Annotated in this window: 11 protein-coding genes; 6 read left to right on the top strand and 5 right to left on the bottom strand. The window is 65.7% G+C overall.

What is annotated here, in order from left to right; genetic code table 11:
• Positions 1-9: 9 nt before the first annotated feature.
• From ACOEQ1_RS01980 to ACOEQ1_RS01960, 5 genes are all read left to right on the top strand, one after another.
• On the top strand, positions 10-786 hold the full coding sequence (locus tag ACOEQ1_RS01980; RefSeq protein ID WP_419757554.1) for a DeoR/GlpR family DNA-binding transcription regulator: 777 nt from the start codon (positions 10-12) through the stop codon (positions 784-786).
• Between the two features lie 55 nt (positions 787-841).
• On the top strand, positions 842-1,327 hold the full coding sequence (locus ACOEQ1_RS01975; RefSeq protein ID WP_419757553.1) for a CinA family protein: 486 nt from the start codon (positions 842-844) through the stop codon (positions 1,325-1,327).
• A 20-nt stretch (positions 1,328-1,347) separates the two neighbouring features.
• Positions 1,348-2,223, top strand: a complete 876-nt coding sequence (gene xth / locus ACOEQ1_RS01970; RefSeq protein ID WP_419757552.1) for an exodeoxyribonuclease III — start codon at positions 1,348-1,350, stop codon at positions 2,221-2,223.
• Positions 2,220-2,411: a hypothetical protein gene (locus ACOEQ1_RS01965; protein WP_419757551.1), complete on the top strand. Its 192-nt coding sequence runs from the start codon at positions 2,220-2,222 to the stop codon at positions 2,409-2,411. Before xth ends, ACOEQ1_RS01965 begins: the two co-directional genes overlap by 4 nt.
• Positions 2,412-2,570: 159 nt before the next feature.
• The gene (locus tag ACOEQ1_RS01960; RefSeq protein ID WP_419757550.1) at positions 2,571-2,783 is read left to right on the top strand and encodes a hypothetical protein; all 213 of its coding nucleotides are present in this window, start codon (positions 2,571-2,573) and stop codon (positions 2,781-2,783) included.
• On the opposite strand, the gene ACOEQ1_RS01955 is transcribed toward ACOEQ1_RS01960, so the two are convergent.
• The 5 genes from ACOEQ1_RS01955 to ACOEQ1_RS01935 all read right to left on the bottom strand — a co-directional run bounded on the left by ACOEQ1_RS01955 (position 2,745) and on the right by ACOEQ1_RS01935 (position 13,801).
• Positions 2,745-3,677 carry a Ku protein gene (locus tag ACOEQ1_RS01955; protein ID WP_419757549.1) on the bottom strand — a complete coding sequence of 311 codons (933 nt, stop codon included), beginning with the start codon at positions 3,675-3,677 and terminating at the stop codon, positions 2,745-2,747. The genes ACOEQ1_RS01960 and ACOEQ1_RS01955 overlap by 39 nt on opposite strands.
• An 89-nt stretch (positions 3,678-3,766) precedes the next feature.
• Entirely contained in the window at positions 3,767-4,801 is a 1,035-nt protein-coding gene (locus ACOEQ1_RS01950; RefSeq protein WP_419757548.1) for an ATP-dependent DNA ligase, read from the bottom strand.
• A 1-nt stretch (position 4,802) separates the two neighbouring features.
• A complete protein-coding gene (gene ligD, locus ACOEQ1_RS01945; RefSeq protein ID WP_419757547.1) occupies positions 4,803-7,463 on the bottom strand; it encodes a DNA ligase D in 2,661 nt (886 codons plus the stop codon).
• The gene (malQ, locus tag ACOEQ1_RS01940) at positions 7,453-9,591 is read right to left on the bottom strand and encodes a 4-alpha-glucanotransferase (RefSeq protein WP_419758619.1); all 2,139 of its coding nucleotides are present in this window, start codon (positions 9,589-9,591) and stop codon (positions 7,453-7,455) included. The genes ligD and malQ overlap by 11 nt, the downstream gene beginning before the upstream one ends.
• A gap of 250 nt (positions 9,592-9,841) precedes the next feature.
• Positions 9,842-13,801, bottom strand: coding sequence for a cellulase family glycosylhydrolase (locus ACOEQ1_RS01935; RefSeq protein ID WP_419757546.1), 3,960 nt, complete (start codon positions 13,799-13,801; stop codon positions 9,842-9,844).
• 594 nt (positions 13,802-14,395) lie between these two features.
• Between ACOEQ1_RS01935 and ACOEQ1_RS01930 the strand changes: the two genes are divergently transcribed.
• Entirely contained in the window at positions 14,396-15,148 is a 753-nt protein-coding gene (locus ACOEQ1_RS01930; protein WP_419757545.1) for an ABC transporter ATP-binding protein, read from the top strand.
• The last annotated feature ends 8 nt before the right edge of the window (positions 15,149-15,156 follow it).

The raw sequence follows: 15,156 nt of genomic DNA, 5'->3' as shown, positions 1-15,156 counted from the left end.
GGCGCCGCAATGCGTCATAGCCGGAGCCGCCGCGAGGCGATCGTCGCCGAATGCGCCCAAGGATCCGTGGACGTGGATCGCCTCGCGGCGCGTTTCGGCGTCACGGCCTCGACGATCCGGCGCGATTTGCAGACGCTTTCGGCGCAGCACGCGATTACCCGCACCTATGGCGGCGCCGTGCTCACGACGGGTCATGTCTCGGAAGCCGAGGAAAGCCTCCAGGCGCGCCGGGATCTGCACCGCGACGCGAAGGCCGCGATCGCCGCGCTTGCCCGCTCGCTGCTGCACGACGGCGAGCGGCTCATTCTGGATGGCGGCTCGACTGTCGAGGCGTTCGGGCGAGGCCTGCATGGCCGGCGCCATCAGGTCATCACGAACAACCTGCCGCTGTTGCCGATCCTGGCAGCCGAACCCGGAATCGAGGTCCTGGTGCTGGGCGGGAGCCTGCGCGCCATCAGCATGACGACGAACGGCCCGCTGGCGGAGCAGGGTTTGCGCCAGATCGCCGCCGACCGCTGCTTCCTCAGCGCCGATGGCGTCGTCGCCGGGCGCGGGCTCTGTGAGGCGACGCTCGAACAGGTCGCGCTCAAATCCATGATGATGACGCAGGCGGCGGAGGTTTTCGTGCTCGCCGATGCCTCCAAGCTAGGGCGCACGAGCCAGCCTTTCTGGGCGCTGCTCGACCGGCCCTTGACCTTGATCACCGACGCCCACGCCTCCGCGGAGCAATGCAGGCCGTTCGAGGACCAGGGTGTGCAGGTGATGCGCGCTCCGGGCCCGCCATAGCTGGCGGTCATCTTTACGACTATCGTGCAGTATCGTTCATGCTCTGGAGATTACGATGCAGGAACTCCTCCCGTTGGCCGAGCGCATCGGCACGGCACTCAAGGCCCGTGGTGAGACGATCGCCATCGCGGAGTCATCGACCGGCGGCCTGATCAGCGCCGCGCTGCTCTCGGTGAGCGGGGCAAGCGCGTATTTCCGGGGTGGCGGCGTCATCTACACGGCTCAGGCGCGGCTGGCGCTGTTGGGCATCCCGGAACCGCTGCCTGCGCCGGTGGAACGCGCGGCGACGCAGCTTTACGCCGAACTGCTGGCAACGACAGCGCGCGACTGGCTCGACGCCACCTGGGGCTTGGGCGAAACCGGCGCTGCGGGACCTGACGGCAACCGGTATGGCGATCCGGCGGGCCATACCTGGGTTGCGCTCGCGGGCCCCACAGCGACCGCGGCCAATGTGCGGACCGGGAGCAGCGACCGCGTCTTCAACATGCGGGAGTTCGCGCGTCAGGCTTTGGAACTGCTGGCCGCCGCGCTCGACGCGTAGCGCCCGAGGCTTGGCGGCTCGTGAAAATCGCCACCTTCAACGTCAACGGCATCAACGGGCGCTTGCCGGTGCTACTCCGGTGGCTTGCGGAAGCCACACCGGACGTCGTCTGTCTTCAGGAGCTCAAGGCGCCGGATGACAAATTCCCGGAGGCAGCGCTTCGGGACGCAGGCTACGGCGCGATCTGGCTTGGCCAGAAGGCATGGAATGGCGTGGCACTCCTCGCTCGCGGGCAGCAACCCGTCGAGACGAGGCGCGGTCTGGCGGGAGAGGCCGACGATACGCACAGCCGGTACATCGAAGGCGCCGTCAACGGGATCATCATCGGCTGCCTCTATCTGCCGAACGGGAACCCCGCTCCCGGGCCGAAGTTCGATTACAAACTCCGCTGGTTCAGCCGCTTCGTCAGCCACGCGGCGACGATGCTCGCAACCGGCCTGCCGGTGATCCTGGCAGGCGACTACAACGTGATGCCGACCGAACTCGACGTCTACAAACCCGAGCGATGGGTCAACGATGCGCTGTTCCGGCCCGAGGTGCGCGCCTGTTTCCAGCAGTTGCTCGCCCAGGGCTGGACGGATGCGGTGCGGACGCTTCATCCGGGCGAGACGATCTACACGTTCTGGGATTATTTCCGGAATGCGTACGGGCGTGATGCCGGTCTGCGCCTCGACCATCTCCTGCTCAGCCCCGCCCTGAAAGAGCGGCTTCTCGGCGCGGGCGTCGATAGCGCGGTGCGCGGCTGGGACAAGGCGAGCGACCATGCGCCGACCTGGATCGAACTCGCGCAAGCCGGCTCTCGCACTTCTCACTTGGGTGAGGACGGCGCGGCACCATCTACCGCCGCACGACGGGGACGATCACCCCGGCAACCAAAACGGAGTTCCGAGCCATGACAGTTGATAAATCATCGTCGCAGACCACGGGCGGTGACGCCATCGAGGGCGTCGATCCTGGCGGCACGCACAGCACGAAGCCCGGCAACCCGGACAAGGGCGGCCAATCCGGAGCCGGGTCCAAGGTCGAGCAGAAGGTCGAGAGCGGCGACCGCAACACCAACCCGGACATCGACACCGATAAGTAGCCTCGGCCTCCGCACCCGTTCCCGAGGTTCTGCGGGAACGGGCCGGGCTCCAGGCAAGGGAATCTAATCGTGATTCGGGCAGGTGTTGGGCCGGTTCACCCCGGAGGGTAAACTACATACCCGAACTCGAGTCGCAGTTCGATCCTGGGAGAAGAACCCATGTCCTTCACCATCAAGCAGACCGACATCCCACTCTGGCACTACACATGCCCCGATTGCGGCTTCGGCAGCGCCGACACCGGCTATCACGCGCAAGAACACATGATCTATTGCGAGATCTGCCTTGAGGACGCGCGCCAGGTGAAGCTCAAGCGTTGGCCGGCAGACGCTGAGTCAGGCACGCCGCCGAGCGGCGGGTCGGGAAGCCGCTGACGTTTTCTTCGGCGGCGCCTTTTCAGGTTGATCCGCTGCCGGCTTCGCCTTCGCTTTTGGAGCCGGTGACTTGGAAGCCGCCGGCTTTGGAGCCGGGGTAGCGTCATCGTTGCCCGTTTGCCCGAGGCTCTTGCGGAGCGCCGCCATCAGATCGACCACATTGCCGCGGTCAGGCTCGGCTGCCTCCTCGGCTTCGATCCCTTCGCCCTTGAGCTTGGCCTCTATCACCGCGCGCAGGCGGGTTTCGTAGCGGTCCTCGATGTCAGCCGGATCGTATTTCCCGGTCTGGCGATCGATCAGCTGCGTTGCCAACTGGATCATGTCGGGATCCGGCTTCGCGGATGGAAGATGGTCGAACAGGCCTGCGAAGTCGTTCAGATCGCGCTCCTCGTGGAGCGTGTGTGCAACAAGCCCCTTCCCCATCGGCATGATCGCGATGGGATGCTCCCGACGCGCGATGACAACCCGTGAGAGCGCGATCTTCCCGGTGCTTGCAATCGCATCCCGCAGGACGACGTAGACATCCTCGCCGGAATCGCCATCCGGCGCCAGATAATAGCTGGCGTCGTAGTAAATCGGATCGATCGAGTTCGCGTCGACGAACTTCTCGATCTTGACGGTGCTGGAACTTTCGATCCGGGCGGTGTCGAAGTCCTCGTCGGACACGATGAGGTAGCCATCCTTCTTGTATTCGTAGCCCTTGACGAGATCGCCGCGAGAGAGCGGGTCGCCGGTCTCCGCATCCTGCGTGACCATCTTGATCCGGTTGCCGGTCTTGGGATTGATGAGGTTGAAGTGCAGCGAACCCCGGTCGTGGTTCGCGCTGTACAGGGCGATGGGACAGGATACGAGGGCAAGCCGAAGATGCCCTCGCCAAATCGGCCGCTGAGCCATCTTCAACCTCCTCCGCCATTCGAGCGTGTAAATTCGATAGATCAAGATGGGCGCACGGGCCGGATGTGCAACGGCCGTACTCGCAGGCGCTACAGAAGGTCCTCGGCGATGATGCCCGGCCGCGCCTCCTGTTGCAGCTGCTCACGGGTGCATTGGGCAGGCGCCTTGTCAGGCCGCCACCGCCGCAGCATCGTGCCGTGCCGGAAGCGGCCATCGGTCACCTGGTCGTACGTGACTTCGATGACGAGCTCCGTCCGCAACGGCTGCCAGTCGGCGGAACGCTCGTTCCCCCAGCGGCTCGGACCGCCCGGCGCGTCGCCGGTGAAGCCGGGCGAACCTTTCAGCGCTTCGAGCTTGGCCGTCAGACCCGGCCGGTCGGCGTCGGAAATCGCCGAGGTGAAGCCGACGTGGTCCAGCTTGCCGTCCCCATTGTAGAGGCCGAGCAACAGCGACCCCACTAGCCGCGTGCCCTTCCCGTAGCGGAAGCCTCCAACAACGCAGTCGGCGCTGCGTAGGCGCTTGAGCTTCAGCATGACGCGCTTGCCGGCGCCGTATGGGCCGTCGATACGCTTCGCCACCACGCCGTCGAGCGCTCCCCGGGTGTCCTCGAGCCAACCCTGGGCCTGCGCGGCATCGCGCGTCAGCGGCGAGAGCCGGGTGCGGTGTTCGTGACCCAGCCCCGGCATGAGGCGCTCCAACTCCGCCCGGCGGTCGACGAGCGGCTTGGCCATCAGGCTTCCCGCCTTCGCCGTCGCGAGACAATCGAACAGGATGAGAAGCGCGGGCGTCTCAGCCGACAGCTTGCGTATCCGGCTCTCGGCGGGATGCACCCGGTCCTGCAAGGCCCCGAACGACAGAGTATCGCCGAGGGGCACCGTCAACTCGCCGTCGAGCACGAAATGGTCGGCCTTGGCGCGTCTTACCGCCTCGACCATCTCCGGGAAGTAGCGGCCCAGCGGCTTGCCCGACTTGGCGCGCAGATCGACCTCCGCGCCGGACTTGAAGACGAGGCAACGAAATCCGTCCCACTTCGGCTCGAACTGCCACCCCTCGTCGACGGGCAAGGCATCCACGGATTTCGCCTCCATGGGTTCGGTGTCGAGACCAAGGAGGAACTCCGGCATCCTAGGCAGCGAGCCGCTTGATAGCCTCGGCGAGAGGCTGCTCGGCGTCGCAATACTCGGCCCACGCCTTCGTCTTTGCGAGCAAGGCCGGAACCGTCCGCACATTGTACTGCGCCGGGTCGAGGCCTGGCTTCACCTGCGACCATGTCAGCGGCATCGAGACGGGCGCGCCCGGCCGCCCGCGCGGCGACAGAGGCGCCACCGCCGTCGCCATCCGGTCGTTGCGAAGGTAATCAAGGAAGATGCGGCCCGTCCGCAGCTTCTTCGCCATGTTGATGACGAACCTGTCGGGCGCCGCCTTGGCCATGACTTCGCAAACGGCGCGCGCGAAAGTCTTGGCCTCTGCCCAGCTTGGGTTGCCCTCCTTCGTCCGCGCGAGCGGCGTCACGATGTGAAGTCCCTTGCCGCCGGTCGTCTTGCAGAAGCTGACAAGGCCGACCTCCTTCAGGAGGTCCCGCACCGCGAGCGCCGACTTGACGACAGTATCGAACTCGACCTCGGGCCCGGGGTCGAGGTCGAAGACCAGCCGGCCCGGAACCTCGTAGTGGAACGGATCGTTGTTCCAAGGATGCAGTTCGAGCGCGCCGACCTGCGCCACCGCCGCGAGACCTTCGACGCGGTCGATCTCGAGGTACGGCTTCCGGTCGCCGAGGGCGGTCACCAGTTCCACAAGACTAGACGACCCCGCCATGGCGTGGCGCTGGAAGAAGGTTTCGCCGGCGAAGCCGTCGGGCGCGCGGATGATGGAACACGGGCGGCCCTTGAGGTGCCGGATCAACCATGGGCTGACGGCCTCGTAGTAGCGGGCGAGGTCCAGCTTCGTCACCGGGTCGCCGTCGCTGCCCGCCTCGGGCCACATCGCCTTGTCGGGCCGGGATATGACAACGCCCATGACCACGTTCGGCGCGCCATCGGCGGCTTTTTTCGGCGTCGGAGTTTTGGGGGGTGGGGAGGCCAGCTCCGTGGTTGCCGCCGGCGCGGGGTCTTCGGCCTGAACCTCGGCGGCCGGCTTGTCCTCGCGCAGGCCCTTGAAGGCCGCCTGACGGATCATGCCGTCGCCGGTCCAGCCCGCGAACTCGATCTCCGCCACCAGTTCCGGCTTCACCCAGTGGATGTTGGACGCCGAGCGCGGCGCGCCCGGACCGGTGAAGGGGCTGCGGGCGGCGCTCATATCCTTCAGGCGCGGGAGCAGCTGGTCGACCTTTGCCGCTCCGAAACCTGTGCCGACCCGGCCGACATGGACGAAATGCGAGCCGCGATGCACGCCCACGATCAGCGACCGGAAACGCCCGCCGGTGTCGGTCCATGCCCCGATGACGACTTCGTTGCCGGCACGACATTTCGCCTTCGTCCAACTCTCGCTGCGGCCGGAGTGGTAGGGCGCGTCGAGCCGCTTGGAGACGATGCCCTCGAGCGACAGCTTGCAGGCGGAAAGCAGCACGGCATCGCCGCCGGTCTCGAAATGGTCGACGTAGCGCAGCAACGGACCGCCCCGCTTCGGGAGCGTGCCGAGGAGCGTCTCAAGCCGGGTCTTGCGTTCGGACAGGGGAAGCGGGCGAAGATCCTCGCCACCGGCGAACAGAAGGTCGAATACGAAGAAGACGAGATTGGTGGTGTTGCCTTCGGAGAGGGCCGCCTGAAGAGCCGCGAAGTCCGGCGCGCCATGGTCGTCGAGGGCGACGATCTCGCCGTCGATGATCGCGTCCGGCAGACGGGCGCAAGCGTCAGCGATCTCGGGGAACTTGCGGGTCCAGTCTAGTCCTTTCCTGGTGCGGAGGATGGCGGCGCCTTCGCTCATCCGCGCCTGGACCCGGTAGCCGTCGAACTTGATCTCATGCACCCAGCCCGATTGGCTCGATGGGCGCTCGACCGACAGACAAAACTGCGGCTCGATGAACTCCGGTAGTTCGGTCGCCTTCTCGGCTTCCGGCGTAGGCTTGGCTTTCGCTTTGCGCGCGGACTTTGGCGGGCTGCTGGTCTTCCCCTCTGCTCGTAAAGCCGGCGCCAGCCCGACGTTCGAGTCCCACACGGCGTCCTTTGTCACGGACGCCTCTGAGGTCATGAACGGCTTGGGTGCGCGCCCCCTGCCGGCGGCGATGTCCTCCATGGGCCGGCCCGACGCCACCGAACGGTCGTCGGCGAGCAACGCGTCTTGATCGCCCTCATGGGCGTATTCGTCCCGATGCTTGATGAGCAGCCAGTTGACCCGCTTGCCGCTCCAATTCTTCATGCGGACGAGAACCCAACTGCCGTGAAGGTGCTCACCCTCCAGCGTGAACTTGAGGTCGCCTTTCTCCAGGCCCTCCTCCGCAGTCATCCCCTGGGGCGCCCAGTAACCTCGGTCCCAGAGCTGGACCGTCCCGCCGCCATACTGGCCTTTGGGAATGGTGCCCTCGAAATCCCCGTAATCCAGCGGGTGGTCCTCGACCTCGACCGCGAGGCGCTTCTCATGCGGATCGAGCGACGGCCCCTTGGCGACCGCCCACGACTTGAAGACGCCATCGAGTTCTAGCCGGAGATCGTAGTGCAACCGGGTGGCATCGTGCTTCTGGATGACGAAGCGCAGGCGCGATCCGGCCGCATGTTCCGCCTCCCCGCTCGGCTCCCGCGTGAGCGCGAAGTCCCGCTTGGCCCGATACTCGGAGAGCTTGCTACTTGGCACCCTGAGCTTTCCCTCTCTCGGCGGCGAAGATGTCGGACACCGCCCGGAAGCGAGGATGTTGGGCCAATTCGTCGATCGTCAACGACAAGCGCCGGCGCCAGTTGGGATGCTCGTCCGATGTCGTCGGCACGTTGACCGGATCCACCTCGCCGGTGAGGTCGTCGATCTGAGCGATCGCCAGACCGGAGCGAGAGCGCGCGAGGAACCGGTGAGCGGCTTCGACAACAGCCTCGGTGTCATCCTCCCGGTCAGGCGGCAACGAACCCTCGGTTGCCAGTGCTGCGGCCAGTTGTTCACGGTCGTCCGCTCGCTCCGTCCGCGCTTCGTCCGCCTTCGCCTCATCGGGAATGAGGCGAAGGCCATGTCGCAGGTCGATGTCCGCCGCCTCCCACCAGCCGCGCAGGGTCGGCAGATCGTGGCTGCCGACAACCGCCAGAGCGAGTTCGGGGTAAGCCTCGGGCGGCAGAAAGCCGCCCTTCTCGTCCTTTTCGAAGAACAGCACCCGGTAGGACAGGATACGGGCGGCGGCCATACGCTCCCGAAAGCCTTCCGGCACGGTGCCGAGATCCTCGCCCACGACGAGGCAATGGTTGCGCTGGCTTTCGAGCGCCAGGATGCCCACCAGATCGTCCATCGGGTAGCGCACGTAGGCCCCATTGGCGGGAGATTGCCCCTTCGGCACCCAGTAGAGGTGCTGGAGCGCCATCACGTGGTCGATCCGCAAGCCCCCCGCATGCCGCATGTTGGCGCGGACGAGTTCGACGAAGCTCGCATAGGCTTCTTCCCGCAGGGCGCGCGGATGGAAGGGCGGCAGTCCCCAGTCCTGCCCCGCCGTGTTGTAGATGTCGGGCGGCGCGCCCACCTGCGCCCCGGCGACAACGGCGCGCTGACTGGCCCAGGTCTCGGCGCCGGATTGGTCCGCACCGACCGCGAGATCGCGGTAGAGACCCACGGCCATGCCGCCGGCCGCGCGGGCAGCGTCGCCGAGTTGCCGGTCCGCCAACCATTGCATCCACACACGGAAGGCGACCACCGCCTCATGCTCCTCGGCGAAGCGGGCGACGGCGGGCGATGTGGGATCCTGATATGGTTGAGGCCAGTTATGCCAGTCCGCCTGCCCGGACCCCTGTGCCGCAAAGTGCTGACGCAGCGCCTGGAACAGGCAGCTGCGCTCGAAAGCCGCGCCGCGCTCGCGCCGGAACGTCTCGAATGTCTGCCGCCGTTCCGATTGCGGGTCGGACCAGAACTCCTCGAACAGCCGCTTGAGCACATCGATCTTGAGAGCCGCGACCGCGGTGTAGTCCACCAGAGAAGTGTCGCGCGCCGCCGCCAAACGCTGCTGAAAGTCAGCCTCGGCCACGAGCGCCTGCGCCGCCCTGCTGTCGGCGAACTCCGGCAGGCCTTCGACGTCGATGTTCAGGATGTTGATGAGCAACCGACTGGCGGGCGAATAGGGGCTCGCATGCTCGGGGTCGTCGAGGAACATGGCATGCAACGGGTTGAGCCCGACCACGTCGGCGCCGCGCTCCGCCACGACATCGATCAACTGCCGGAGGTCGGTATAGTCGCCGATGCCCCAGTTATCCTCGGACCTCAGCAGGTAGAGCTGAGCCGCGATGCCCCAAAGCCGGCCGCCCTGCTCCATGGCCGGCGGCAGCCAGCATTGGCCGGGGCTGACGATCAGCGTGGCCTTCGCGCCGCCCGGCTGCACCACGATGCTGTGGTATCCCGGCGGCAGGTCGTCGCCGAGCGGCAAGGCGCGGCGCTCCGCAATCCGCCCGTCGAGCACCTGCTGGTCAGTCAGGTCGAGCGCACCGAACCGGCACTCACCGCGACGTTCGCCACCGTCCTCGAGCCGCACGCTCCAGGTCACCTTGCCCGAGCCCGCAGGCAGGCTCAGCGGAATGGAAACTGTGCCGCGCGAGAGAAATGCCACGTGGACCGGCGGGAGACTGCGCCCCCACTCCTCCCGGTCAAGCGCCGCAAGCGCCTGGGATGCAGACGCCTCATCGGCCGCGTCCAGGCCCATCGCTGCCAGCAGAGCGCGCTTGGTATCGGCAGGGGTTGTCCGGAGCTTGCCGTGCGCGTCGGTAAACTCGTCCTCGATGCCGCTCCGCTCGGCAAGCACGTCCAACAGGCGCTGCCGACCGGTCCCGCCAGCCTTTCCGGTCCCTGCCGCGTCACCGCGGGCCTCGACTGGTTCCTCAAGACTGCCGTTTCCCAACGCTCTTCTCCACTTTCAGCACGAATGTGGAGTAGCTGTGGTCGGACCGGAGCAGCTTCCAGGTCCGTGACGCAGAAGCGCACGATCGTGCGATCTCATACGCGGATGTGATCACGGGTAAAGGAGCGGCGCCCAGACGCCGCTCCTTTGTCCCTCAGTGGGTAGCGGTCAAGGTGAAGGAGGTCGTGCCGTTGCCATCCTGCGCCTTGACGCCGTTGAACACGCTCGCGCCGTTGAGCGTGATCCCGTTGACGTAGAGGTTGCGATCCGTCGCCGCCGTCCCGCCATAGGCGTCGTTCACGAAGTCGACCCCGACCGTGTGCGTGCCCGCTCCAAGGTTCCCTGTGAAGGTGAAGGCCTGCGTGGCATTCTGGTTATGCAGAGCGCTTACCGACTGCGGGGTCGTGACAGCCTTGCCGTCGATATAGAGAACGAACTCCGCGTTCCCTTCCCAGGCATCCTCCGAGAGGTTCAGCGTCAACGTGTCGGCAGGGCCGGAAGTCGTGGGCGTGGCGCCGCCGACCGCAAAGGTATCCGTGCTGTTTCCCATCATGGTGGCGGTGGTCCCCGCATAGGTGATGCCGTTGTAGGCGATCGAGTTGACGTAGAGGTTCCGGTCCTCGGACGCCGAGCCGCCATATGCATCGTTGATGAAGCTTACCTGAACGTCGTTGACGCCCGTGCCCCAGTTGCCGGTCAGCAGGAAGGTCCCGGCATCGCCCGAGGAATGAAGCGCCGACGCGGTGTAGTCGCCTCCCACCTGCTTGCCATCGACCGACACGGTGAACTCGGCATCTCCTTGCCAGGCGTCCTCCGAAAGGTTCAGCGCCAATGTGTCGACAACCGGTGCAGCAACGGTGGGGGCAACCTGGGTGGCCGTGATCGTGGACGTGGCGGACGCCGTTTCGCCGGCGGTGTCCTTGATCGCGGCAGACACCGTGGTCGTGACGCCGGCCCCGGCGGCAACCTGGTTGGCCGTCGGCTTGAACACCAGACCGTCGAGCGCCGTGGCCACCGCCGTCGCCGATCCTGAGACGGTCAGGATGCCGTTCGAGATCGTGCTCCCATCGGTTGCGGCATTCGGATCGGAGAGCGTGCCGTTGGCAGCGGCACTGGCTGTCACCGTGGCTGTCTCGGTCTGTCCCGCGTTCAAGTCCTTGATTGCCACACCCGTGAACGGCTTGGCGCTGGCCGTGTCGGTGGTCGAGACCGCCTCAGTCGCCGGTGTAACGGAGATCGCACCGGCGACCGCTGTTGCCGTGACCGTGGAGGTTGCCGAAGCCTTTGCGCCAGCCGTGTCCGTGATGGCGGCGGTCACCGATGTCGCGACGCTGGCCTTGGGGGCGACCTCGTGCGCGGTCGGGGTGAACACAAGGCCGTCGAGCGCCGTGGCGACCGCCGTCGCCGACCCGGCGACAGTCAGCACGCCGTTCGAGATCGTGCTTCCATCGCTCGCGGCATTGGGATCGGAGAGCGTTCCGTTGGCGGCGGTGCTGAGTGTGACTTTGGCAGTCTCCGTTTGATTGGCGTTCACGTCCTTGATCGCCACGCCGGTGAAAGGCTTGGCGGCGGCCGTATCGGTGGTGGGCACCGAAACAGATACCGGAGTGACCGTGAGAGCCGCGACATCCGTCGCCGTGATCGTGGACGTGGCCGACGCCGTTTCGCCGGCGCTGTCCTTGATCGCGGCAGTCACCGTTGTGGTGGCAGCCGCCCCTACAGCGACCTCGTTCATTTTGGGCGTGAACACGAGGCCGCCGAGCGCCGTGGCGACCGCCGTCGCCGACCCGGAGACAGTCAGCACGCCGTTCGAGATCGTGCTTCCATCGGTCGCGGCATTGGGGTCGGAGAGCGTGCCGTTGGCGGCGGTGCTCAAGGCGACTTTGGCCGTCTCGGTCTGACCCGCATTCGAGTCCTTGATCGTGATGCCGGAGAATGGCTTGGCGGTCGCCACGTCGGTCGTCGTCACTGCGGCGGTCGCCGGAGTGACGGTGATGCCGGCCGCGACATCCGTCGCCGTGACCGTGGACGCAGCCGACGCCGTTTCGCCTGCGGTGTCCTTGATGCTGACGGTTACCGTCGTGGTGACCGTCTTGCCCGCGGCAACTTCGTTTGCCGTCGGCGTGAACACGAGGCCATCGAGCGCCGTCGCGACCGTCGCCGCCGATCCGGAGACCGTCAGCACACCGTTCGCAATCGTGCTCCCATCGGTGACGGCGTTCGGATCCGAAAGAGTGCCGTTGGCGCTGGTGCTCAACGTCACTTTGGCAGTTTCGGTCTGCCCCGCGTTCACGTCCTTGATCACCACGCCGGTGAACGGCTTGGCGCTCGCGATGTCGGTTGTCGCCACCGCGGCGGTCGCTGGGGTGACGGCGATCCCGGTCGCGATATCGGTTGCCGTTATCGTGGACGTAGCCGAGGCCGTGACACCTGCGGTGTCCTTGATCGCGACGGTTGCCGTGGTGGTGGCGGCGGCGCCGGGCGCTACCTCGTTCGCCGTGGGCGTGAACACGAGGCCATTGAGCGCCGTCGCGACAGCCGTGGCCGATCCGGAGATAGTCAGGACGCCGTTCGAGATCGTGCTGCCGTCGGTCGCGGCGTTCGGATCGGTCAGCATGCCGTTGGCGGCGGTGCTCATCGTGACAGTTGCCGTCTCGGATTGTCCGGCATTGCCGTCAGTGATCGCGACGCCGGCGAACGGTTTTGCCGCTGCGGTGTCGGTGGTCGCGACGGCCTTGGTGGCTGGAGTGATCAAGACCGGCGCGACGCCTTGGATGGAGATCGTCGACCCGTCAACGGTGATGGCCGACGCGCTTGATGCCGTCTCACCGTTATCCGAAACGGTTGCGGTCACTGTCGTGGTGAAGGCGGTCCGCGAAGCCACCAGGCTTGCGGCGGGCTTGAACGTCAGCCCGTCGAGCGCGGCGGCCACGGCTGGCGATGAGCCGGACATCGTCCACACGCCATTCGTGATGTGGCTGCCGTCCGTGGCGGCGTTGGGATCGGACAATGAACCGCCGAGTTGAAAGCTCAGCGTGACAGTGGCAGTGGTGTTCAGCGCGGCGTCGGCACTGGTGATGATCACGCCGCTGAACGGGGCGGCACTGGCAGCGTTCGTCGCCGCGACGGACGACTCACCCGAGAAGATCGTGAGCGTCTGCGTCTTGGAAGCCGCGGCGGCCAGGACCGCCGCCTGAGGCGCCTCCGCTCCATTGCTCTCCTGGTCGGCCGAGAACATGTAGTTGCCCATCCAGGGGCCGCCGGCCCAATACGTGGCGCCCTGCCAGACGTTGGCGTTGGCGTTCAGGTAGTTCAGCGTGTTGCTCTCGGCCGTGAGGCTGAGAGGGTCGGTGCCGTTCCCGAACTCCCCCAGGAACAGCTTCTTGCCGTTCTGCTCGGCCCACTGGGTGACGGCGGCCAGGCTTTCCGGCCCGACATCGGGCGACACGACGTGAGTGCTGGTGCCGCTCGAGCCCGTGTCGAAGTATTGGTGCACCTCGAAGACAATATTGTTGTCGGGGTCGGTAATCTGCCCGACCGTTGCGGCGTTGCCGGAGCTGATCCAGGACGATGCGGTATCCCAGTCCGAACCGGACACCAGAATCTCCTGCGATGCGCCGGTTGCGCGAATGGCATTCACCGCGCCCTGCGCCGCAACCGCCCACGCAGCCGGCGTTTGCGCGCTAGGCTCATTCATCAGGCCGAAGATGACGTTCGGCGAGTTTTCGAAGGCCGTGGCCATCTGGCTCCAGAAGTTGGCGAACGCCGAATCCGGCGTTTGAGCGGTTCCCACTTCGGCTCCGAAGCCGGCGCCATAATTATGGAGATCGATGTCGACCGTGACGCCCTTCGTCGCAGCGTAAGCGACCAGGGTCTGGAGTTGTGAGATCTGGGCCGTGCTGAGAGGGCCGTCCTCCGTCGGCTGAAGCCGCTGCCAGGCAACCGGGATGCGGATCGTGTTGAGACCCAGCGACGCGAAGTAATCGATCTCGGCCGTGGTCGGGTAGACGTAGTCGTAGTTCTCGACGCCGGTGACCGGATCTCCGTCCTCGGCGCCGGACAGGTTTACCCCAAGGAGCTGAACGCCGGATGTCGACTGAGCAGCGCTACTCACACTCATTCTCCTCGATAAGAATAATCATGCCTATTGCTTTGCGACACCAAGAGTGCCACAAATGTCGTTTCGGTAACGAAAAAAGGTGCACTCGCTTGGCGATGTTGCCTATCGAGCGTGTTGTCCGTTTAGTGAGGCTATTCTTAGGGTTCAAGTAAAATCTGCACGCCCATCGCCCTCTTTTCGGATTCTCTTCTTGGAAGGGAGGAGCGGGAAAGGCTGACCAATGACCTTCCACTTCACGTGGAAGAAACAACGTCATCTTTATCAGGGCGATAGGGTTGTTCTCTCACGTTCGACTTAAGCTTGCCTTCTGTTACGAAGTTACAAACCTCGATTTACTGGTTGTTACATCTTCGACGCCGCTGGCTGCTCCGTGGCACGGAGCCGCGCCCAAGCGCCCACTTTCGTGCGTGGTGCCGGTGACGATCATGCCGAAGTAATACCGGATCGCGAGCCCCGTGGCGGAGCGCCTGGAGCGTTACTTGCCCGGGGCGGCTAGCGGGGCGGCCAGTGGGCCACCTCCGGCCATTGCACCATCCGGCTTTCTATGCGAGCGTTCCGCTCACGCCGGATCCCGGGAAAAACAAAAACTTGAGCAGTGTGATCCTGGAAACATCCGGCTTGTCCAAAACCTTCAGCGGGTTTTCCGCGGTCGATAAGGTCGATCTAAGGGTCGAGACCGGCACGATCCACGCCCTGATCGGTCCCAATGGCGCTGGCAAGACCACCTGCTTCAACCTGCTCACGAAGTTCCTCCAGCCCAGCGCCGGCAGCATCGTCTACCAGGGGCATGACATCACCCGCCTCAAGCCCGCCGATGTCGCCCGCCGCGGCATGGTGAGAAGCTTCCAGATATCCGCGGTGTTCGGCCAGCTCACGGCACTCGAGAATGTCCGCATCGCACTGCAGAGGCAACGCGGCAGCAGTTTCGACTTCTGGCGGTCGGACGGCATCCTCAAACGCTACGACGATCGCGCCCGAGAGCTGCTGACCGATGTCGGGCTGGAAACCTATTCGGAGACGCCAGCCGCCGAGCTGCCCTACGGGCGCAAACGCGCACTTGAAATCGCAACGACGCTCGCGCTCGACCCGCCGCTTCTGCTGCTGGACGAGCCGACCGCCGGGATGACGGAGCATGACGTGGAACGGATCGTCGCCCTCATCCGCCGCATCCGGACCGGCCGCACGATCCTGATGGTGGAACACAACCTTTCGGTGGTGTCGGGTCTGTCCGATCGCATCACGGTGCTGACACGCGGGCGGGTGCTGGCCGAGGGCAGCTACGAGGAGGTCGCGCGCAACCCCGAAGTCATCACCGCCTATCTCGGCACCGATCATGTTTGAGGTGAACG

Origin of the sequence: Acidisoma sp., from assembly GCF_965199065.1 — a bacterium.
In the GTDB taxonomy this organism is placed as follows: Bacteria; Pseudomonadota; Alphaproteobacteria; order Acetobacterales; family Acetobacteraceae; genus Acidisoma.
The sequence above is the reverse complement of the archived record's forward strand: the minus strand, read 5'-3'. Positions and strand labels throughout refer to the sequence as shown.

What these genes read in the sequence shown, in the direction of transcription:
- ACOEQ1_RS01965 (WP_419757551.1), top strand. Translation starts at nt 2,220, where the DNA reads ATGACAGTTGATAAATCATCGTCGCAGACCACGGGCGGTGACGCCATC.
- ACOEQ1_RS01950 (WP_419757548.1), bottom strand. Translation starts at nt 4,801, where the DNA reads ATGCCGGAGTTCCTCCTTGGTCTCGACACCGAACCCATGGAGGCGAAA.
- ACOEQ1_RS01955 (WP_419757549.1), bottom strand. Translation starts at nt 3,677, where the DNA reads ATGGCTCAGCGGCCGATTTGGCGAGGGCATCTTCGGCTTGCCCTCGTA.
- ACOEQ1_RS01960 (WP_419757550.1), top strand. Translation starts at nt 2,571, where the DNA reads ATGTCCTTCACCATCAAGCAGACCGACATCCCACTCTGGCACTACACA.
- ACOEQ1_RS01975 (WP_419757553.1), top strand. Translation starts at nt 842, where the DNA reads ATGCAGGAACTCCTCCCGTTGGCCGAGCGCATCGGCACGGCACTCAAG.
- ACOEQ1_RS01980 (WP_419757554.1), top strand. Translation starts at nt 10, where the DNA reads ATGCGTCATAGCCGGAGCCGCCGCGAGGCGATCGTCGCCGAATGCGCC.